Annotated in this window: 17 protein-coding genes; 8 read left to right on the top strand and 9 right to left on the bottom strand. The window is 58.9% G+C overall.

Features of this window, described 5'->3' with window-relative positions; translation table 11 throughout:
• Positions 1-4 precede the first annotated feature (4 nt).
• Together HK44_RS01405 and HK44_RS01400 are read left to right on the top strand one after the other, a co-directional pair.
• On the top strand, positions 5-988 hold the full coding sequence (locus tag HK44_RS01405; protein WP_187682475.1) for a glycosyl transferase family protein: 984 nt from the start codon (positions 5-7) through the stop codon (positions 986-988).
• Positions 989-1,076: 88 nt separating this feature from the next.
• The gene (locus HK44_RS01400) at positions 1,077-2,078 is read left to right on the top strand and encodes a glutathione S-transferase family protein (protein WP_019689846.1); all 1,002 of its coding nucleotides are present in this window, start codon (positions 1,077-1,079) and stop codon (positions 2,076-2,078) included.
• Between the two features lie 173 nt (positions 2,079-2,251).
• On the opposite strand, the gene cysG is transcribed toward HK44_RS01400, so the two are convergent.
• The 6 genes from cysG to ftsK form a co-directional block, all read right to left on the bottom strand.
• On the bottom strand, positions 2,252-3,646 hold the full coding sequence (gene cysG, locus HK44_RS01395; protein ID WP_019689845.1) for a siroheme synthase CysG: 1,395 nt from the start codon (positions 3,644-3,646) through the stop codon (positions 2,252-2,254).
• Complete coding sequence (gene serS / locus HK44_RS01390) at positions 3,647-4,927, bottom strand: serine--tRNA ligase (RefSeq protein WP_019689844.1); 1,281 nt, start codon at positions 4,925-4,927, stop codon at positions 3,647-3,649.
• A 16-nt stretch (positions 4,928-4,943) separates the two neighbouring features.
• Positions 4,944-5,318, bottom strand: coding sequence for a fluoride efflux transporter CrcB (crcB, locus tag HK44_RS01385; protein WP_019689843.1), 375 nt, complete (start codon positions 5,316-5,318; stop codon positions 4,944-4,946).
• The gene (locus tag HK44_RS01380) at positions 5,315-6,640 is read right to left on the bottom strand and encodes a replication-associated recombination protein A (protein ID WP_020723510.1); all 1,326 of its coding nucleotides are present in this window, start codon (positions 6,638-6,640) and stop codon (positions 5,315-5,317) included. The genes crcB and HK44_RS01380 overlap by 4 nt, the downstream gene beginning before the upstream one ends.
• A 258-nt stretch (positions 6,641-6,898) precedes the next feature.
• Positions 6,899-7,522, bottom strand: coding sequence for an outer membrane lipoprotein chaperone LolA (gene lolA / locus HK44_RS01375; RefSeq protein ID WP_019689841.1), 624 nt, complete (start codon positions 7,520-7,522; stop codon positions 6,899-6,901).
• A gap of 58 nt (positions 7,523-7,580) precedes the next feature.
• Positions 7,581-9,986 (bottom strand): DNA translocase FtsK, encoded by a 2,406-nt coding sequence (gene ftsK, locus HK44_RS01370; protein ID WP_019689840.1) that lies wholly within the window; start codon positions 9,984-9,986, stop codon positions 7,581-7,583.
• 329 nt (positions 9,987-10,315) lie between these two features.
• Here ftsK and trxB point away from each other — a divergent pair, with 329 nt between their 5' ends.
• From trxB to infA, 4 genes are all read left to right on the top strand, one after another.
• Complete coding sequence (trxB, locus tag HK44_RS01365; protein WP_019689839.1) at positions 10,316-11,266, top strand: thioredoxin-disulfide reductase; 951 nt, start codon at positions 10,316-10,318, stop codon at positions 11,264-11,266.
• Positions 11,267-11,330: 64 nt separating this feature from the next.
• A complete protein-coding gene (gene aat / locus HK44_RS01360) occupies positions 11,331-12,011 on the top strand; it encodes a leucyl/phenylalanyl-tRNA--protein transferase (protein WP_019689838.1) in 681 nt (226 codons plus the stop codon).
• Between the two features lie 58 nt (positions 12,012-12,069).
• On the top strand, positions 12,070-12,777 hold the full coding sequence (locus tag HK44_RS01355) for an arginyltransferase (RefSeq protein ID WP_019689837.1): 708 nt from the start codon (positions 12,070-12,072) through the stop codon (positions 12,775-12,777).
• A gap of 111 nt (positions 12,778-12,888) precedes the next feature.
• Positions 12,889-13,107 carry a translation initiation factor IF-1 gene (infA, locus tag HK44_RS01350; protein WP_002553999.1) on the top strand — a complete coding sequence of 73 codons (219 nt, stop codon included), beginning with the start codon at positions 12,889-12,891 and terminating at the stop codon, positions 13,105-13,107.
• Positions 13,108-14,024: 917 nt separating this feature from the next.
• Here the strand turns inward: infA and clpA are convergent.
• A complete protein-coding gene (clpA, locus tag HK44_RS01345; RefSeq protein ID WP_019689836.1) occupies positions 14,025-16,295 on the bottom strand; it encodes an ATP-dependent Clp protease ATP-binding subunit ClpA in 2,271 nt (756 codons plus the stop codon).
• A gap of 29 nt (positions 16,296-16,324) precedes the next feature.
• On the bottom strand, positions 16,325-16,687 hold the full coding sequence (clpS, locus tag HK44_RS01340) for an ATP-dependent Clp protease adapter ClpS (RefSeq protein ID WP_015094394.1): 363 nt from the start codon (positions 16,685-16,687) through the stop codon (positions 16,325-16,327).
• A gap of 223 nt (positions 16,688-16,910) precedes the next feature.
• Between clpS and cspD the strand changes: the two genes are divergently transcribed.
• Positions 16,911-17,174 carry a cold shock domain-containing protein CspD gene (cspD, locus tag HK44_RS01335; protein WP_031319264.1) on the top strand — a complete coding sequence of 88 codons (264 nt, stop codon included), beginning with the start codon at positions 16,911-16,913 and terminating at the stop codon, positions 17,172-17,174.
• An 80-nt stretch (positions 17,175-17,254) separates the two neighbouring features.
• Here the strand turns inward: cspD and icd are convergent, their stop codons facing one another.
• Positions 17,255-18,511, bottom strand: a complete 1,257-nt coding sequence (icd, locus tag HK44_RS01330; protein WP_019689834.1) for an NADP-dependent isocitrate dehydrogenase — start codon at positions 18,509-18,511, stop codon at positions 17,255-17,257.
• Positions 18,512-19,002: 491 nt separating this feature from the next.
• Between icd and HK44_RS01325 the strand changes: the two genes are divergently transcribed.
• A complete protein-coding gene (locus tag HK44_RS01325; protein WP_019689833.1) occupies positions 19,003-21,228 on the top strand; it encodes an NADP-dependent isocitrate dehydrogenase in 2,226 nt (741 codons plus the stop codon).
• Positions 21,229-21,390: the final 162 nt, after the last annotated feature.

Raw genomic sequence — 21,390 nt, 5'->3', positions numbered from 1 at the left:
CCCACTGATCACTGAAACACCTGCCGAACACCCTTTCGCGCAGTTCGTGCGGATTCTCGGCAAAGGCAAGCGCGGCGCCCGCAGCCTGACCCGCGAAGAGGCCCGTGAAGCCATGGGCATGCTGCTCGACGACAAGGTCGAGGACACTCAACTCGGTGCCTTCCTGATGCTGTTGCGGCACAAGGAAGAAAGCCCGGAAGAGCTGGCAGGCTTCACCGAGGCCTTGCGCGAGCGGCTGAACGCGCCAGCGCTGGCGGTCGATCTGGACTGGCCGACCTACGCTGGCAAAAAGCGTCACTTGCCGTGGTATCTGCTGGCGGCCAAGTGCCTGGCGCAAAACGGTGTGCGGATCCTGATGCACGGCGGTGGCGCGCATACCGCCGGGCGGCTGTACAGCGAGCAACTGCTCGAGCCATTGCAGATCCCGCTGTGCCGTAACTGGCAACAAGTGGGTGAAGCGCTGGAACACGGCAATCTGGCATTTATCCCGCTGGGCGACTGGGCGCCGCAACTGCAACGGATGATCGACCTGCGCAACACCCTCGGCCTGCGTTCGCCGATCCATTCGCTGGCGCGGATTCTCAACCCGCTGGGCGCGCGCTGTGGCTTGCAAAGCATCTTCCACCCCGGCTATCAGGGCGTGCACCGCGACGCCAGCGGCTTGCTGGGCGATAACGCGATCGTGATCAAGGGCGATGGCGGTGAGATCGAGATCAACCCGGATGCCGATAGTCACTTGTACGGCACCACTGGCGGTGAGAGCTGGGACGAGGAATGGCCGCAGCTGTCGGCGCAACGTCACGTCAAACCGGCGAGCCTTGAGCCTGAACACTTGAAAGCCGTATGGCGCGGCGACGTGGTCGACAGCTATCCGCACATGGCGCTGATTTCGACCATGGCCCTGGCCTTGCGCGGTCTCGGTACACCGCGTGATGAAGCCTTCGTCAAGGCTCAGCAGTTCTGGGATGCTCGCGACAAATCTATTTAATCGATCATAAACGCTCAACCTTTGCGCTTTTTGTTCGAAGGTATCGGAATAGACTCAACTCCAACGTTTAACGACTTTGGAGTTCAAGATGGGTTTGCTGATTGAAGGGCAATGGCGTGATCAGTGGTACGAAAGCAGCAAGGACGGCGCGTTCCAGCGCGAACAAGCGCAGCGCCGTAACTGGCTGACCGCCGACGGCAAACCCGGCCCCAGCGGTGAAGGCGGCTTCCCCGCACAAGCCGGCCGCTATCACCTCTATGTCTCGCTCGCCTGTCCCTGGGCGCACCGCACGCTGATTCTGCGCAAGCTCAAAGGCCTGGAAAGCCTGGTCGATGTGTCGGTGGTCAGCTGGCTGATGCTGGAAAACGGCTGGACCTTCGACAAGGCCTTCGGCTCCACGGGCGACAAGCTCGACCACCTCACGTTTATGCACCAGCGCTACACCGCCGATACCGCCGACTACACCGGCCGCGTAACGGTGCCCGTGCTGTGGGATAACCTGCAAAAACGCATCGTCAGCAACGAATCGGCGGAAATCATCCGCATGTTCAACAGCGCCTTCGACGGCCTGACCGGCAATGGCCTGGACTTCTACCCGCAACCCTTGCGCGCTGAAATCGATGAGCTGAATGCACGGATTTATCCGGCGGTGAACAACGGTGTGTATCGCGCCGGGTTTGCCACCTCACAAACGGCCTATGAAGAAGCTTTCGATGAGCTGTTCAGTGAACTCGACTGGCTGGAGAACCGCTTGGGCGAGAAGCGCTACCTGGCCGGCGAATACCTGACCGAGGCGGACATTCGCCTGTTCACGACGCTGATTCGCTTCGACGCGGTGTATTACAGCCACTTCAAGTGCAACCTGCGGCGGATCGCCGATTACCCGAACCTGTCGAACTGGCTACGCGAGCTGTATCAGTGGCCGGGGATCGGCGACACCGTGGACTTTGCCCACTTCAAGGGGCACTACTACGCAAGCCATCGCACGATCAATCCGACCGGCATTGTGCCGAAGGGACCGGCGCAGGACTTCACTGCCGCGCATGATCGGGAGCGGTTGAGCGGGAAAGGGGTTTGGCGCAAGGCCTAGGTGCTGAACTGAAACCCGGCCGTGACAACGATCAATTGTGGCGAGGGGGCTTGCCCCCGTTCGGTTGCGAAGCAGCCGCAAAACCGGAGAACGCGGTCTATCAGTAAGACCGCAGTCATTGGTTTTAGGGCCGCTACGCGCCCCAGCGGGGGCAAGCCCCCTCGCCACAGTGTTCAGACTTGAGACTGGGCGCCTTCAAACCACGCGAGCTTCTCGCGAAGTTGCACCACTTCTCCCACGATCACCAATGTCGGCGCATGCACTTCATGCTCTGCCACCAGCTGTGGAAGGTTGCCCAGCGTACCGGTGAAAACCCGCTGATTGGGCGTCGTGCCCTGCTGGATCAACGCCGCCGGCGTGTCCGCCGAACGACCATGCTTGATCAATTCTTCACAGATGATCGGCAGTCCCACCAACCCCATGTAAAACACCAGGGTTTGCGCTGGCGCGACCAGATCGCCCCACGGCAGATCCGAGGTGCCATCCTTCAGGTGACCGGTGATAAAGCGCACCGACTGCGCGTAATCACGGTGGGTCAGCGGAATCCCGGCGTAGGCTGCGCAACCGCTGGCAGCGGTAATACCCGGCACGACCTGGAACGGAATGCCGTGGGCCGCCAGTTCTTCGATCTCTTCACCACCACGGCCGAAAATGAACGGATCACCGCCCTTCAACCGCACCACACGCTTGCCCTGTTTGGCCAGGTCGACCAATTGCTGGTTGATCTGGTCCTGAGGCACCGCATGATCGGCACGTCGTTTACCGACATAGATTCGCTCGGCATCACGACGGCACAGCTCAACAATCGCCGGTGCCACCAGGCGGTCATACAGCACCACGTCGGCTTGCTGCATCAGCCGCAAGGCGCGGAATGTCAGCAGGTCCGGATCACCCGGCCCCGCGCCGACCAGATACACCTCACCTGGAGCGTTGGGGGATTGGCCGTTGATTTTCGCCAGCAGCAAACGCTCGGCTTCAGCACCCTGCCCGGCCAGTTGACGATCCGCGATCGGCCCCTGGAACACCTCTTCCCAGAACGCCCGACGCTGCTGCACATCCGGGAACAGACCTTTGACCTGATTGCGAAAACGCGCCGCCAACCCGGCCAGTTGGCCGTAAGTCGAGGGAATCCAGGTTTCCAGTTTGGCGCGGATCAACCGCGCCAGCACCGGCGCATCGCCGCCGCTGGAAACGGCAATCACCAACGGCGAACGGTCGACGATCGCCGGGAAGATCACGCTGCACAGGGCCGGCGCGTCCACCACGTTGACCGGCACGCAACGCCGATGAGCATCTTTGGAAACTTGCGCATTCAGCGGTTCGTCGTCGGTAGCGGCAATGATCAGCCCGCAACCGTCGAGGTCCGACTCACGATAGCCGCGCAACACCAGCTCGCCGCCACTGTTCTGCACCAGCTCACGCAGCTGGGCTTCGATCTCGGGTGCAACGACCCGCAGCAGCGCGCCGGCGTCGGCCAGCAGACGGGATTTGCGCAAGGCAATCTCCCCCCCACCGACGACCAACACACGACTGCCGCGCAGGTTGTGAAACAGCGGCAGAAATTCCATTTAGCCGATGACCTCAAGGCCGCCCATGTACGGCTTGAGCACGGCTGGCACGCGGATCGAACCGTCGGCCTGCTGATAATTCTCCAGCACCGCCACCAGGGTACGACCGACCGCCAGGCCGGAACCGTTCAGGGTATGGACCAGCTCGGGCTTGCCGGTTTCCGGGTTGCGGAAACGTGCTTGCATGCGACGGGCCTGGAAATCGCCGCAGTTGGAGCACGACGAAATTTCACGGTATTTGCCCTGGCTCGGGACCCACACTTCCAGGTCGTAGGTCTTGACCGCGCTGAAGCCCATGTCGCCGGTGCACAGCGCCAAGGTACGGTATGGCAGTTCCAGCAATTGCAGGACTTTCTCGGCGTTGGCGGTCAGGCCTTCCAGCGCTTCCATCGAAGTCGATGGTTCAACGATCTGGACCATTTCGACCTTGTCGAACTGGTGCTGACGAATCATTCCGCGGGTGTCACGGCCCGACGCACCGGCTTCGCTGCGGAAGCACGGCGTGTGAGCCACGAATTTGATCGGCAGTTGTTTGGCGTCGACGATTTCGCCAGCCACGATATTGGTCAGCGACACTTCCGCGGTCGGGATCAGGTACAGATCGGCTTCACCTTCGCGGCTGATCTTGAACAGGTCTTCTTCGAACTTCGGCAGTTGACCGGTGCCCTGCAAGGCCGGCGCCTGAACCAGATAAGGCGTGTAGGCCTCTTCATAGCCATGCTCGGTGGTGTGCAGGTTGATCATGAACTGCGCCAGGGCGCGGTGCAGGCGGGCAATCGGCCCACGCAGCAGGGAGAAACGGGCACCGGACAGCTTGGCCGCGGTTTCAAAGTCCAGCCAGCCGAACTTCTCGCCCAGCGCGACGTGATCCTTGACCTCGAAGTCGAAGGTGGTCGGCGTGCCCCAGCGGCGCACTTCGACGTTGCCGTCTTCGTCGGAACCAATCGGCACCGACTCGTGCGGCAGGTTAGGAATATTCAGCAGGATCGAGTCCAGCTCGGTCTGGATCTCGTCCAGTTCGACTTTGCCGATACCGAGCTCGTTCGCCATGCGCTCGACGTCGGCCATCAACGGCGCGATGTCTTCGCCGCGCTGCTTGGCCTGACCGATGGATTTGGAGCGCGCATTACGTTCAGCCTGCAGTGCTTCGGTGCGGGTCTGGACGGTCTTGCGCTGTTCTTCCAGCGCTTCGATGCGCGCAACATCCAGGCTGAAGCCGCGGGATGCCAGGCGATCCGCTACGTCCTGAAGGTTGCTACGTAACAGTTTGGAATCGAGCATGTCGGTCTCTCGTTTATCAAAGTTTGGTCAAGGATAGGCCAGCCCACGTTGCGAGCAGCCCGCCGAATACGCTGATTGCCGCATAGCCCAGGGCCAGCGGCACTTGCCCGCTTTCGAGCAAGCGCACCGTATCCAGTGAAAAGGATGAAAAAGTTGTCAGGCCGCCAAGGAAGCCCACCATCAACCCGGCACGCACCTCAATCGGCACTTCCGGGCGCAGCATAAACAGACCGTATAAAAAGCCGATCAACAGGCAGCCAATGATATTAACGGTCAGCGTAGCGGTATAGAAGTGCCGCGGCCAATTCGCGTTGATCCAGTTGCCGGTAGCGAAACGCAATAACGTGCCGGCAATACCGCCGACGGAGACCGCAACGATCAAGGGAATCAAGGTTTTCTCCGCTGTTTGGGGCTCAGGCGATCCAGCTGCGCAAGGTGATTGAGCTTCTCGCCGATCTTCAATTCGAGGCCACGCGGTACCGGACGATAGAATGACTGCGGTTCCAGCTCCTCCGGAAAATAGTCTTCGCCGGCAGCGTAAGCGTCCGGTTCGTCGTGGGCATAACGGTATTCGTCGCCGTAACCGAGTTGTTTCATCAACTTGGTCGGGGCATTGCGCAAATGCAGCGGGACTTCCAGCGAGCCGTGCTCGGCAGCGCTGCGCATGGCGGCTTTGAAGCCCATATAAACGGCATTGCTTTTCGGCGCACAGGCCAGATAGGTAATTGCCTGCGCGACCGCCAATTCGCCTTCGGGGCTGCCCAGCCGCTCCTGCACATCCCACGCCGCCAGGCACAGGCTCAAGGCGCGCGGATCGGCATTGCCGATGTCTTCGCTGGCCATGCGCACTACGCGCCGGGCCAGGTACAACGGATCGCAGCCACCGTCGAGCATGCGCGCGAACCAGTACAGCGCGCCGTCCGGGTTGGAACCACGCACCGATTTGTGCAGCGCAGAGATCTGGTCGTAAAACGCTTCGCCACCCTTGTCGAAACGTCGACGGGTGTCGCCGAGCAGGCTTTGCAGCAGCTCGACGCCGATTTCCGTGCCGTCTTCGGCGAGGTCGGAGGCGTTCTCCAGCAAGTTCAGCAGACGCCGGCCGTCACCGTCAGCAGCGCTGAGCAGCATCTTGAAACCGTCATCGCCAAGGCTCAGCTGACGCTTGCCCAGGCCGCGCTCTTCGGTCAACGCCCGCTGCACCAGTTTGTGCAGTGCGGTTTCGTCGAGGCTCTTGAGCACGTAGACGCGCGCACGGGACAGCAGTGCGTTGTTCAGTTCAAAGGATGGGTTTTCGGTGGTCGCGCCGATGAAAATCAGCGTGCCGTCTTCGACGTACGGCAGAAAGGCATCTTGTTGCGACTTGTTGAAGCGATGCACTTCGTCGACGAACAGAATGGTTCGGCGGCCATATTGCCCGGCCTGCTGCTTGGCGACTTCCACCGCCTGGCGGATCTCCTTGACCCCGGCCAGCACCGCTGAGACGGTTTCGAAGTGCGCATCCGAGACTTCCGCGAGCAGCCGCGCCAGGGTGGTTTTACCCACGCCCGGCGGCCCCCAGAAAATCATCGAGTGCAAGGCACCCTGCTCCAGCGCCTCGCGCAACGGCTTGCCGCGGGCCAACAGGTGTTCCTGACCGACGTACTCGTCCAGGTTGGCCGCACGTAAACGGGCGGCCAAGGGCTGAGCTATCGGGGCACTACGAAACAAGTCCATCACGTAGGGTTAAAACCTCGGATTATTACGTAATTCTCAAGTCTGGCGAATACCCTGTGGCGAGGGAGCTTGCTTCCGCTGGGGCGCGAAGCGGCCCTAAAAATGGGACTGCTACGCAGTCCAGCGGGAGCAAGCTCCCTCGCCACAGGTTCAGTATTCGGCTTAAGTGATCGGCATTAGGGCAAGCCCCCTCACCACAGGTTGTGTGTGTGTGCCGCACCTTCCCTTGACTGTCCAGCACTGGGTTACTGCTGCTCTTTATTCCTGGATCACGTCGGCACCCTTGGGGATGTCGAACTTGAACTTGGAGGCCGGAATCGGCTCGTTGGCCTTGACCCCGGTGAACAGGATATTGGTGCGTTGGCCGACGCTGTCGATCATCTGCATGTCATTGACCATGCCGTTGCGGAACGACAGGCGCAGGCTGTCGAACAGCGTGTCCTTGGTCTTGGGCTTGAGCGTGAAGTCGATCACGCCGCCGGCTTCCTTGGACGTGATGGCGAAGCTCTGGCTGATTTTCGACACATCACCGGACAGCAACAATGCTGGAGTCTGGGTCAGGCGCTGATCGAGGTTCTTGATGGTGACCTGTTGCAGATCAGGGTCCCACAAGGACACTTTCTTGCCATCCGACACCATCAGCTGCTCTTGCGGTGCATCGGTGTGCCAGTAGAACAGACCCGGACGCTGCAAGGACATCTCGCCAGCGGTTTCCTGCAACTGAGTGCCGCTGCCGTCGAGGGTCAGCTGAGAGAAACGTGCAGTCAGGGTCTGCGACTTTTCGAGCAACTGAGTCAGACGCGCCACGTCCTTGTCATCGGCGTGGGCCGAGAGCGTGGTTAAAGCCAGTACCGGCAACAGCAACATGCGGATAAGACGCATGGGAGTCCTCTTTGATGTTCGTTTGAATGGCGGGCCGCGTGATCTCACGCGGCACCGGTCAGTCGCGCATAGGCCCGGGAGCCAGCACTTCGCGCGAACCGTTGGTATTCATGGAGGTCACGACCCCGGCCATTTCCATGGCTTCGATCATGCGTGCAGCGCGGTTGTAGCCGATCTTCAGCTTGCGCTGAACCGCAGAGATCGAGGCGCGGCGGCTTTCCAGCACGAACTGCACCGCTTCGTCATAAAGCGCATCGGTTTCAGCATCATCGTCGCCACCGCCACTGCCGCCTTCAAAGCCACTGCCCGCCTCTTCGACACCGTTGAGGATGTCGTCGTTGTACTCCGGTGCACCGCGCAGTTTCCAGGCTTCAACCACCCGGTGAACTTCATCATCGGAAACAAACGCGCCGTGAACCCGAATCGGCAGGCTGGTGCCCGGCGGCATGTAGAGCATGTCACCGTGACCCAGCAACTGCTCGGCGCCACCCTGGTCGATGATGGTTCGCGAGTCGATCTTGCTCGATACCTGGAACGCCATACGGGTCGGAATGTTGGCCTTGATCAGACCGGTGATCACGTCCACCGACGGACGCTGGGTCGCGAGGATCAAGTGAATACCGGCCGCACGGGCTTTCTGGGCGATCCGCGCAATCAGTTCTTCAACCTTCTTGCCAACGATCATCATCATGTCGGCGAATTCGTCGACCACCACCACGATGGTTGGCAGCTTGGTCAGCAGCGGTGCTTCGTCGTGAATGCTTTCGCGGTTGTACAACGGATCCGTCAGCGGCGTACCGGCTTCCTGCGCCTCTCTGACCTTCTGGTTGAAGCCGGAAAGGTTACGCACGCCCATCTTCGCCATCAGCTTGTAGCGGCGCTCCATCTCGGCCACGCTCCAGCGCAACGCGTTGGCGGCGTCCTTCATGTCGGTGACCACCGGGCACAGCAGGTGCGGAATGCCTTCGTAGATCGACAACTCAAGCATTTTCGGGTCGATCATGATCAGCTTGGCGTCTTCCGGGCCCGACTTGAACAGAATCGACAGAATCATCGCGTTCACGCCCACCGACTTACCGGAACCGGTGGTACCGGCCACCAGCAGGTGAGGCATTTTTGCCAGGTCGACGATAATCGGCTTGCCGCCGATGTCATGGCCCAAGGCCAAGGTGACCGGGGACTTGGCGTCATCGTATTCCGGCGTCGACAGCACTTCGGAGAAGCGCACGATCTGCCGGTCTTCATTGGGAATCTCGATGCCGACGGTAGTCTTGCCGGGAATCACTTCCACCACCCGCACACTGGTCACTGCCAGCGAACGCGCAAGGTCTTTGGCCAGGTTGGAGATACGGCTGACTTTTACCCCGGCCGCCGGTTGAATTTCGTACCGGGTAATCACCGGGCCCGGGTGAATCGAATCCACCGAGACTTCGACGCCGAATTCCTTGAGCTTGATTTCCAGCAGATGGCCGACCGCAGCCAGCGACTCAGGCGAATAATTGAGCTGTTTCTTTTCTGCCGGGTCGAGAATAGAGATCGGCGGCAAGGTGCCTTCCACCGCACTGTCAACGAACAGCGGCGCCTGCTTCTCTTTTTCGACACGTTTGCTTGGCAGCGGCGCTTTCGGTGGCGCTGGAGCAATCACCGGCGGAACCTGCTTCTCACGCTCGGACATGTGCTTGCTCAGGGCCTGCTCACGCTCGATCAGGCGCTCCTTGACCTTGGCTTGCTCGCGTTTGTCGGGCACGGTCGGTGCCACGACGTCGTGCACCCGATCGTCGACTTCACGCAATTGCGCAACCAGTTGCTTGCGTTCGGTGCGCGCAGCCCACCAACGATTGGCGGCCCCCTGGAACAGTTCGAACAGGTCGAGGGTGATCTTGCCGGTGACGTCCATCACCTTGAACCACGAAAGGTCGGTGAACACGGTCAGGCCGAACAGGAACAGCGCGATGAACATCAAGGTGCTGCCCTGGATATTCAGCGCGTTCTTCGCCAGATCACCCAGGCTTTCACCCAATGCGCCGCCGGCGCCGGCCGGCAAACCGGTCGGGGCATGGAAATGGATATGCGCCAGGGCCGCGCCCGACAGCACCAGAAACACCAGGCCGATCAGGCGCCAGGAAAACAGCCAGCCACTCCACTCCCACGGCTCGTGACGATGGCGAAAGATCTGGTAAGTCTTGATTGCCAGCAACAGCGGGAAGACATAGGCGAAGTAACCCAGCACCATGAACAGAATATCGGCGCTGTAAGAGCCGGCCGGCCCGCCGAAGTTCTGTACATCGTCGATTTTGCTGTTATGACTCCAGCCTGGATCGTCCTTGCCATAGGTCAGCAAGGCCATCATCAGAAACAGGCACAAGGCACCGATGGCGATCAGTGCACCTTCCTTGAGCCGGTAGTGCAGATGCTGACGCCAAAGTGGAACTACTGTTTTAGGTGCTGCGGTGGATTTCTTCAAAACGCGTCTTTTCCTGCGCCTGTAGCGCGTCCAACTGTTGATTGACTACAAAAAACTGCCCAATCCGGGCAGGTAACAAAGTTAACGAGCGCAACAGAGACTACTTTTAACACTCTGACATTGAAATCTGAAACCGGTAGGCGTTGACGAAGACTGTCCTGTTTTCGCCCCTGGCCTTGGAACATCCCGATGAAGACCAGCATTGTACGGGTTTGCCCGCACGATGCCACGCCAGAGCAGCTAAGGTGTAGCATAGCCAAAAGTACGTTGCGCGCGCTTCAATTTGAGCATGCATTCTCTTTTGTGACAAAGGCTTATGAGGTGTTTTTATGAGCGAAGCTAAGCATTCACGCCTGATCATTCTGGGTTCCGGCCCTGCCGGTTACAGCGCCGCCGTTTATGCCGCTCGCGCCAACCTCAAGCCGACCGTTATCACGGGCCTGCAAGCCGGCGGTCAATTGACCACCACCATTGAAGTCGACAACTGGCCAGGCGATGTTGAAGGCCTGACCGGCCCGGTGCTGATGGAGCGCATGCAAAAACACGCCGAGCGTTTCGACACCGAGATCGTCTACGACCACATTCACACCGCAGAGTTGCAGCAGCGGCCGTTTCGCCTCACTGGCGACAGTGGCACCTACACCTGCGATGCACTGATTATCGCGACCGGTGCTTCAGCGCAATACCTGGGACTGCCCTCTGAAGAAACCTTCGCCGGCAAAGGCGTTTCCGCCTGTGCCACCTGCGATGGCTTTTTCTACCGCAATCAGGTGGTCGCGGTAATTGGCGGCGGCAACACGGCCGTTGAAGAAGCGCTGTACCTGGCCAACATTGCCAAGGAAGTGCACCTGATCCATCGTCGCGACAAACTGCGCTCTGAGAAGATTCTTCAGGACAAACTGTTCGAGCGCGCCAAAAATGGCAATATCCGCCTGCACTGGAACCAGAATCTTGAAGAGGTATTGGGCGATGCCAGCGGTGTTAACGGCGCACGCCTGCGCGACAGCCTGACCGGCAAGATGAAGGACCTGGAGCTGACCGGCGTATTCATCGCCATTGGCCACAAACCCAATACCGACCTGTTTCAGGGTCAGCTGGAGATGCATAACGGCTACCTGCGAGTCCGCGGCGGCAGCGAAGGCAATGCCACCGCCACCGAAATCGAAGGGGTGTTTGCCGCCGGCGATGTGGCCGACCATGTCTACCGTCAGGCGGTGACTTCTGCCGGTGCCGGCTGCATGGCGGCACTGGACGCCGAGAAGTACCTCGACGACAACTGATAAGACATTCATTGCGGTGAGCCCTGGCCTGCCGTCGCCCTCCCCTTCTGCAAGCCTGGATGCCATGCTGACCTGGTTACAACGCGACTCCCTGAAATTCCCGCCGCTGGAAAAAGCCATGCGCGACCCCAACGGCCTGCTTGCCGCTGGCGGCGACCTGAGCGCCGATCGGCTGATCCAGGCTTACCGCCACGGTTGTTTCCCGTGGTTTTCGGAGGGCCAGCCGATCCTCTGGTGGTCACCGGACCCACGCACTGTATTGTTTCCCGACGAACTGCATGTGTCTCGCAGCCTCGGCAAGCTGTTGCGCCAAAAGCGCTACAACGTGACGTTCGACCAGGACTTCCCTGCCGTCATACGCGCCTGCGCAGCTCCGCGAGAGTATGCCGATGGCACCTGGATCACCGAAGCGATGCAAACCGCCTACATGGAGCTGCATGCTCGCGGATACGCCCATTCGGTCGAGGTCTGGGACCAAGGGGTGCTGGTGGGCGGGCTCTATGGCCTGGCCATGGGTCGACTGTTTTTCGGTGAATCGATGTTCAGCCGCGCCGACAACGCCTCCAAGGTCGGCTTCGCCACGCTGGTCAATCACCTCAAGGACGCCGGATTCGTGCTCATCGACTGCCAGATGCCGACCGGCCATCTGCACAGCCTGGGTGCCCGGGCCATCCCGCGCCGAGAGTTTGCTGGCTATCTCCAGCAACACCTTGATCAACCCGGCCGCGCCCCATGGGTTTGCTGAGCGACTTTTACGCTCGTGGCTTACACTTAATTGAACAGCTTTTCCCGAGGGTTGATTCATGACCGAGTTGGCTCGCCTCAAGTTTTATGCCACTCAGCCCCACGCTTGCAGCTATCTGCCCGATGAACAGGCCACCACCCTGTTCCTCGACCCTAGCCAGCCCATGGATGTGCATGTCTATGCAGATCTGTCGGAAATGGGTTTTCGTCGCAGTGGCGATCACCTGTACCGGCCGCATTGCCAAAATTGCAATGCGTGTGTGCCTGCGCGCATTCCCGTTGCGCAATTTTCGCCTAACCGTCAGCAGAAACGTATTTTCAAACGCAATGCCGACCTCCAGGTTCGCCCGGCCAAACCGGGTTTCAGCGAAGAATATTTCAACCTTTACCAGCGCTATATCGAACAACGCCACGCCGATGGCGACATGTACCCGCCCAGCCGCGATCAGTTTTCGACCTTTCTGGTCCGCGACCTGCCGTTTTCGCGTTTCTACGAGTTCCGACTCGAAGGCCGTCTGCTGGCGATCGCCGTGACGGATCTGCTGCCCAACGGCTTGTCGGCGGTTTATACCTTCTATGAGCCCGAAGAAGATCGCCGCAGCCTGGGACGTTACGCGATTCTCTGGCAAATCAACGAAGCCCGGCGCCTGGGACTGGACGCCGTTTACCTCGGATACTGGATCAAAAACTGCAAGAAAATGAACTACAAGACCCAATATCGCCCCATAGAGCTGCTGATTAATCAGCGCTGGGTGGTACTGAACTAGGTTCAGCCCTAAAGCCCTTGGCTTAAACCCCACTTTTCGGGCACAATGCACGCCGCTTTTGCCTGGCGCAGTTGCACCGGGCCATTCATTGGATACCGAGGGCTTTACTGCATGTCGAAAGAAGACAGCTTCGAAATGGAAGGCACTGTCGTCGACACCCTGCCCAACACCATGTTTCGTGTGGAGTTGGAAAATGGGCACGTCGTAACCGCGCATATTTCCGGCAAGATGCGCAAGAACTACATCCGTATTCTTACCGGTGACAAAGTGCGCGTCGAGCTGACGCCCTATGACTTGAGCAAAGGGCGGATCACTTACCGCGCTCGTTAATCAAGTCAATACAAAACGCCCGGCTCTGCCGGGCGTTTTTGTTTGCCCGGGATTTGTTCAGGACTTTGGCTGACCCGTTGATTGGGGGCATATCCGTTGCTGCGGCTGGGGCTGCTGGCGGTTTCGCTTTTACAGCGACTCACTTTTCCAAACGCCGGGGTGCCGGCCCAGCGAAAAGTAAGCAAAAGGCTTCGCCCCGGCGTACGGCACCTCGCCAAGGCTCGGTGTTCCCTCGCTACGGTGCCCATCAGGGGGCATCGCCTACGGTCTGCTTCGCTACGACCTCCTCTCGATGTGTTCGACTTCGTCGAACGGCGCTACGCGCCTACCCCCTGATGGACACCTACGCTCGGCCTGCCGATGGGGCGAAAGATCAAAAGCAGATCAAAAGCCAAAGAGTTCCATATCGAGTACATCCACCAGAAACCGGCCAACAGTCACGCCGTCATCGCGGGCAAGCCTTGCTCCTACAGATATTCGATCACCCCCAACGCTCTGCGTAGCATCCAAAGCCGAACACGCCCCTAACCACTCAGGCCGACCGGCAGGTCGCCGTGCTTTGCTTTTGATCCACCCGCCCCTTCGGGAGGCCGAGTGGAGGTGTTCATCAGGAGGTTGGCGCGTAGCGCCGTACGGCGTAGCCGGACACATCGAGAGGAGGTCGTCGCGCAGCAGACCGTAGGCGATGCCTCCTGATGAATACCGTAGCGAGGGAACGCCGAGCCTAAGCGAGGTGCCGTACGCTTGGGGCGAGCGTTTTTTTGCTTACTTTTTTTAGGCGCTTGTAAAAAAAGTGAGTCGCCGTAAGGGCGAAACCGCCAGCAGCCGTTACCGCAGCAACGGATATACACCCCAAACCCAACCCGCAGACAGCAAAAAGGCGCCATCAGGCGCCTTTCGCTTTTGTTACAAGGCTGTCAGGCCATCTCTGCAGTGGTCTCGAACTCAAAGGTCAACTCGCCATCCTTGATGTCGATGTGCACCACACCGCCATGCTCGGCCAGTTCGCCAAAGAGAATCTCCTCCGCCAGCGGACGCTTGATCTTGTCCTGGATCAAGCGCGCCATTGGTCGCGCACCCATGGTCGCATCGTAACCACCGGCCGCCAGCCAACTGCGCGCAGCGTCGGTGACCTCGAGCAGTACACGCTTGTCTTCCAGCTGCGCCTGCAGTTCGGTAAGGAACTTGTCCACCACACTCTTGATGACCTCATGACTGAGGCGACCAAACTGGATAATGGTGTCCAGACGGTTACGGAATTCCGGCGTGAAGCTCTTCTTGATCACTTCCATCGCGTCGGAAGAGTGATCCTGATACGTGAAGCCGATAGAAGCCCGAGCCGCGGTTTCGGCACCGGCGTTGGTCGTCATGATGACGATCACGTTACGGAAATCCGCCTTGCGCCCGTTGTTATCGGTGAGCGTACCGTGGTCCATGACCTGCAACAGCAGGTTGAAGACTTCCGGATGCGCCTTCTCGATCTCATCGAGCAACAGCACGCAGTGAGGCTGCTTGGTGATCGCTTCAGTCAGCAGACCGCCCTGATCGAACCCGACATAGCCTGGAGGTGCACCGATCAAACGCGATACGGTGTGGCGCTCCATGTACTCGGACATGTCGAAACGAACCAGCTCGATCCCCAACGCCTTGGCCAGTTGCCGGGCCGCTTCGGTTTTACCGACACCGGTAGGGCCGGCAAACAGGAACGAACCGACAGGTTTGTCAGGCGACTTCAGACCCGCACGGGACAGCTTGATCGCGGTCGACAAGGAATCGATCGCCGCATCCTGGCCAAACACCGTCAACTTCAGATCGCGCTCAAGGTTACGCAGCAGCTCTTTGTCGGAGCTGGTGACGTGTTTTGGCGGAATCCGCGCGATCTTCGCCACGATGTCCTCGACTTGAGGCACTTCGATGCGTTTCACACGTTTCTCGATTGGCTGCAGACGCTGATAGGCGCCCGCCTCGTCGATGACGTCGATGGCCTTGTCCGGCATGTGCCGATCATTGATGTAGCGCGATGCCAGTTCGGCAGCAGCGCGCAGGGCTTCATCACTGTATTCGATGTTGTGATGGAGTTCGAAACGCCCCTTGAGACCGCGCAGGATACCAATGGTGTCTTCGACCGAAGGCTCCGACACATCGACCTTCTGGAAGCGCCGGGCCAAGGCACGGTCTTTTTCGAAGATCCCACGGAATTCCTGGAACGTGGTCGAGCCGATGCAACGGATATCACCCGACGACAGCAGCGGCTTGAGCAGGTTCGAAGCATCCATGACACCGCCAGAGGCGGCACCGGCACCAATAATGGTGTGGATTTCGTCGATGAACAGGATCGCCTGCGGACGTTTTTTCAGCTCATTGAGCAGCGCCTTGAAGCGCTTCTCGAAATCGCCGCGGTATTTGGTCCCGGCCAGCAACGCGCCCAGATCGAGCGAGTAAACCACGCTGTTGGCCAACAGATCAGGCACCTGATTGTCGACAATACGCTTGGCCAGACCTTCGGCGATTGCGGTTTTACCCACGCCCGCCTCGCCGACCAGCAACGGATTGTTTTTACGCCGACGCGCCAGAATCTGCGCGACACGCTCAACTTCCATTTCACGCCCGACCAATGGGTCGATGCGGCCCTGGCGCGCCAGTTCGTTGAGGTTGCTGGCATAAGCATCCAGAGGGTTGCCTGAAGAAGAAGACTCACCGCCCTCGTCGTCCTGCATATCTTGCTCACCTTCAGAGTGTTCGCCGTGCCCTGGCACTTTCGAAATGCCATGAGCGATGTAATTGACGACATCAATGCGTGCAACGCTCTGCTGTTTCAGCAGGAACACCGCCTGACTCTCTTGCTCACTGAAGATTGCAACCAGCACGTTGGCGCCAGTCACTTCGCGTTTGCCCGAGCTCTGTACATGAAAGACAGCACGTTGCAGTACACGCTGGAAGCCCAGGGTTGGCTGGGTTTCGCGATCCTCGTCATGAAGGGGGATCAAAGGCGTGGTGGAGTCGATGAACTCCTGCAGATCATGCTTGAGTTTGTCGAGGTTTGCGCCGCAGGCACGCAAAACGGTGGCGGCTGCCTCATTATCCAATAGAGCCAACAGGAGGTGTTCGACGGTCATGAATTCATGACGTTTCGAACGCGCCTCCTTGAAGGCGAGATTGAGGGTGACTTCGAGCTCGCGGTTTAACATAGCTTCACCTCATACCCAAGTGGTCGGCGTTAACCGTCCTTCTCGATTTCACAGAGTAGCGGATGCTGGCTTTCCCTGGCGTACTGGTTGACCTGCATGGCCTTGGTCTCGGCGATGTCGCGGGTAAACACTCCACATACTGCCCGTCCTTCTGTGTGAACGGCCAGCATGACCTTGGTCGCCAGCTCGCGATTCAGGTTAAAAAACACCTCGAGCACTTCGACGACGAAATCCATCGGTGTGTAGTCATCATTGAACAAAACCACCTTGTACATCGGCGGCGCCTGTAACGCAGGCTTAGCCTCCTGTACAGCAATGCCTGCTGAATCGTCGTCGTGTAAATCAGGGCGATCCTGATTGAATGTTAGTCGAATCTGGCTGATAGCATGCATGGAAAGAAAGGTTCGTTAGTTGAGCTGAATACAGTGGTGGGGGCGGCCCCAGAGCTTTTCAACTCCGACTGCGTGGTCACCTTGACTATCGGCAAATCAGTGTTACAACCAATAGAGCCCACAGTGGGTAAAAAAGGTCCGCGCAGTCAACCCCATTTCAGGGTTGAAGCGGATTAACTGGATGATACTCCAGTGATGGAGTCTGTTGCAGAGGGATATGAGCATGGCTAGCGGTAAGGTCAAGTGGTTCAACAATGCCAAGGGATATGGCTTCATCAACGAGGACGGCAAGGACGAAGATCTCTTTGCCCACTACTCGGCCATAAAAATGGACGGCTACAAGACCTTGAAAGCAGGCCAACCCGTGAGTTTCGAGATCATCCAGGGTCCCAAAGGCCTGCACGCGATCAACATCGACTCAGCTACGGTAAAGGCCAATGCGCCCGCACCTGCAACGACCGTCCAGCACGAGCGTGCGTTGAGCTGATACCACCAAACTTCCAGACATAAAAAAAACGGCCGACTCATCATTTGAGTCGGCCGGTTTTTTATTTAACGCCAATCAGCTTACATGTGCGAGATCAGCGCATCGCCGAACGCGGAAGAAGACAGCAGTTTGGCGCCTTCCATCAGACGTTCGAAGTCATAGGTCACGGTCTTGGCCGAGATTGCGCCGTTGGTGCCCTTGATGATCAGGTCGGCCGCTTCGGTCCAGCCCATATGACGCAGCATCATTTCAGCAGACAGGATCAGCGAACCCGGGTTTACCTGGTCCTTGCCGGCGTACTTCGGTGCGGTGCCGTGGGTGGCTTCGAACATCGCCACAGTGTCGGACAGGTTGGCGCCTGGCGCGATACCGATACCACCCACCTCAGCCGCCAGGGCGTCGGACAGGTAGTCGCCGTTCAGGTTCAGGGTCGCGATCACATCGTATTCAGCCGGGCGCAGCAGGATCTGCTGGAGCATGGCGTCGGCGATGGCATCCTTGACGATGACGTTCTTGCCGGTTTTCGGGTTCTTGAACTGCATCCACGGGCCACCGTCGAGCAGGGTTGCACCGAATTCTTCAGCGGCCACTTCGTAGGCCCACTCCTTGAAGGCACCTTCGGTGAACTTCATGATGTTGCCTTTGTGGACGATGGTCAGCGAATCACGATCATTGTCGACAACGTATTGCAGGGCCTTGCGTGCCAGACGCTTGGTGCCTTCCAGGGAAACCGGCTTGATGCCGATACCGCAATTCTGGTCGAAACGGATCTTGGTAACGCCCATTTCTTCTTTAAGGAACTTGATGACCTTGGTCGCCTCCGGCGAACCGGCCTTCCATTCGATACCGGCGTAGATGTCTTCCGAGTTCTCGCGGAAGATCGTCATGTCGACGTCGCCAGGCTTTTTGACCGGGCTAGGCACGCCTTCGAACCAGCGCACAGGGCGCAGGCACACATAAAGATCGAGTTGCTGACGCAGGGCAACGTTGAGGGAACGGATACCGCCACCGACCGGCGTGGTCAGCGGGCCCTTGATGGAAACCACGTAATCCTTGACTGCGTCCAGGGTTTCCTGAGGCAGCCAGGTGTCCTGATCGTAAACCTGAGTCGCTTTTTCCCCGGCGTAGACTTCCATCCAGGAAATTTTGCGTTCGCCGCCGTAAGCCTTCTTAACAGCAGCATCGACAACCTTGATCATGACCGGGCTGATATCAACGCCAATACCATCACCTTCAATGAAAGGGATGATCGGGTTGTTAGGAACATTGAGAGAATGGTCCGCATTGACGGTGATTTTCTCGCCGACTGCCGGAACCTGAATCTTCTTGTATCCCATGCTGAACTCCATTGTTTGGATTGAACATCTGGCTCGTCCGAGCGTACCCCAGTTGAATCGGCGCGCAAACCCTATGTTCCATCGATCTGCAGCAAAGCCGCACAGTTCGCGACGTACAAGCCTGAAAGCAAAGGGAAAAGCGCCAAACTCAAGCACGGCGAACGACTCTACGCCGTGCGGGCACCTGCGACCTTTAGACCAATGGACGACAATCGTTGCATATGAACCATCGGCAGATTGCCAGCTACCTATGTATAATGCCGCCGCTGACCGCAGGGTCACGCAGGCGAGCCTCTCTATGACGAGACTTTCCGCCCGATTAAAGCTGGACTGTTACCGCAGCCCACCCGCTTGACGCTCGACTGATGCACCCAACATCACCGCGAAGAAACCTCGACATTCGGCTCATGGATGACTTTGAACGAACGCGCTTACCCGGCGCCCCTCGAGTTTCTGCGCACGCTTTAGCAAAGAAGAGAGTTAATCCGAATATGCCCAACCGCTCGAAGATCATCTATACCTTCACCGACGAAGCCCCAGCCCTCGCCACCTATTCACTGTTGCCTATCGTAGAGGCCTTCACCGCCTCCGCTGATATCGCCGTGGAAACTCGCGATATCTCTCTTGCAGGGCGCATCCTGGCTAGCTTCCCCGAGCAATTGGGTAATAAAGCCGTAGCCGATCACCTCGCCGAACTGGGCGCGCTGGCCGTCACGCCTGAAGCCAACATCATCAAGCTGCCGAACATCAGTGCTTCGGTTCCGCAACTGCAGGCCGCGATCAAAGAACTGCAAGCCCAGGGCTATGCATTGCCGGACTACCCGGAAACCGTCACCAGCGATGCTGACAAGGACGCCAAGTCCCGTTACGACAAGATCAAGGGCAGCGCGGTAAACCCGGTTCTGCGTGAAGGCAACTCCGATCGTCGCGCACCACTGTCGGTCAAGAACTATGCTCGCAAGCACCCGCACAAAATGGGCGCCTGGGCAAAAGACTCCAAGTCTCACGTCGCTCACATGAGCACCGGCGATTTCTACGGCAGCGAAAAAGCTGCCCTGATCGACGCCGCTGACGCCGTGAAAATCGAACTGATCGCTCAAGACGGCACCACCACCGTCCTGAAAGAAAAAACCACCGTGCAAGCCGGTGAGATCCTCGATTGCGCCGTGCTGAGCAAAAACGCTCTGCGCAGCTTCATCGCCGCTGAAATCGAAGACGCCAAGCAAAAAGGCGTACTGCTGTCGGTTCACCTGAAAGCCACCATGATGAAGGTCTCCGACCCGATCATGTTCGGCCAGATCGTTGCCGAGTTCTATAAAGACGCCCTGGCCAAGCACGCTGACGTGCTGGCACAGATCGGCTTCAACCTGAACAACGGCATCGGCGACCTGTACGCCCGCATCAAGGCGTTGCCTGCCGAGCAGCAAGCGGCGATCGAAGCCGACATCCAGGCGGTCTACGCCGCTCGTCCGTCGCTGGCGATGGTCAACTCCGACAAAGGCATCACCAACCTGCACGTGCCGAGCGACGTCATCGTCGACGCCTCGATGCCAGCCATGATCCGTGACTCCGGCAAGATGTGGGGCACCGACGGTCAGCTGCACGACACCAAGGCCGTGATCCCGGATCGCTGCTACGCCACCATCTACCAGGCGGTGATCGAAGACTGCAAGCTGCACGGCGCTTTCGATCCAACCACCATGGGCAGCGTGCCAAACGTTGGCCTGATGGCGAAAAAAGCCGAAGAGTACGGCTCCCACGACAAGACCTTCCAGATCAAGGCAAACGGCGTTGTTCGCGTTTCCGACAGCGCTGGTCGCACCCTGCTGGAGCAACCGGTTGAAGCCGGCGACATCTTCCGCATGTGCCAGACCAAAGACGCGCCGATCCAGGACTGGGTCAAACTGGCCGTCAACCGTGCTCGCGCAAGCGCAACTCCGGCGATTTTCTGGCTGGACCCAATGCGTGCCCACGACGGCGTGGTGATCGAGAAAGTTCAGGCTTACCTGAAGGATCACGACACTTCGGGCCTGGACATCCGCATCATGTCGCCAGTCGACGCGATGACCTTCACCCTGGCCCGTACTCGCGAAGGCAAGGACACCATCTCGGTGACCGGCAACGTGTTGCGTGACTACCTGACCGACCTGTTCCCGATCATGGAACTGGGCACCAGCGCCAAGATGCTGTCGATCGTTCCGCTGATGAATGGCGGCGGTCTGTTCGAAACCGGCGCTGGCGGTTCAGCACCGAAGCACGTTCAACAGCTGCTGGAAGAAAACTTCCTGCGCTGGGATTCCCTGGGCGAGTTCCTGGCCCTGGCCGCCTCCCTTGAGCACCTGGGCGTGACATACAACAACCCTAAGGCGCTGGTGCTGGCCAAGACCCTGGATCAGGCCACCGGCCAGTTCCTGGACAACAACAAGTCGCCATCGCGCAAAGTCGGCAACATCGACAACCGCGGCAGCCACTTCTACCTGGCGCTGTACTGGGCCCAGGCCCTGGCCGCCCAGACTGAAGACGCAGCGCTGCAAGCGCAGTTCAGCCAACTGGCGAAAACCCTGACCGAGAACGAGGCGACCATCGTTGCCGAGCTCAACGCCGTTCAGGGCAAGCCAGTCGACATCGGCGGTTACTACCACGCCAACGCCGAGCTGATCAGCAAGGCCATGCGCCCAAGCAACACTTTCAACGCGGCGATTGCTGCGCTGGTTTAAGGTTGTAAGGGAACACCAGAAACCCCGGCCCCGCGCCGGGGTTTCTGTTTCCAACACACCACAAACCTGTAGGAGCAAAGCTTGCTCGCGATCCAGGCACCGCGGCCTTACAGACACACCGCAGTGATACCATCGCGAGCAAGCTTTGCTCCTACAATGATC

Source organism: Pseudomonas fluorescens HK44 (assembly GCF_000217955.3).
Lineage (GTDB): Bacteria > Pseudomonadota > Gammaproteobacteria > Pseudomonadales > Pseudomonadaceae > Aquipseudomonas > Aquipseudomonas fluorescens_AQ.
This window is presented reverse-complemented; position numbering and strand designations above follow the sequence as displayed.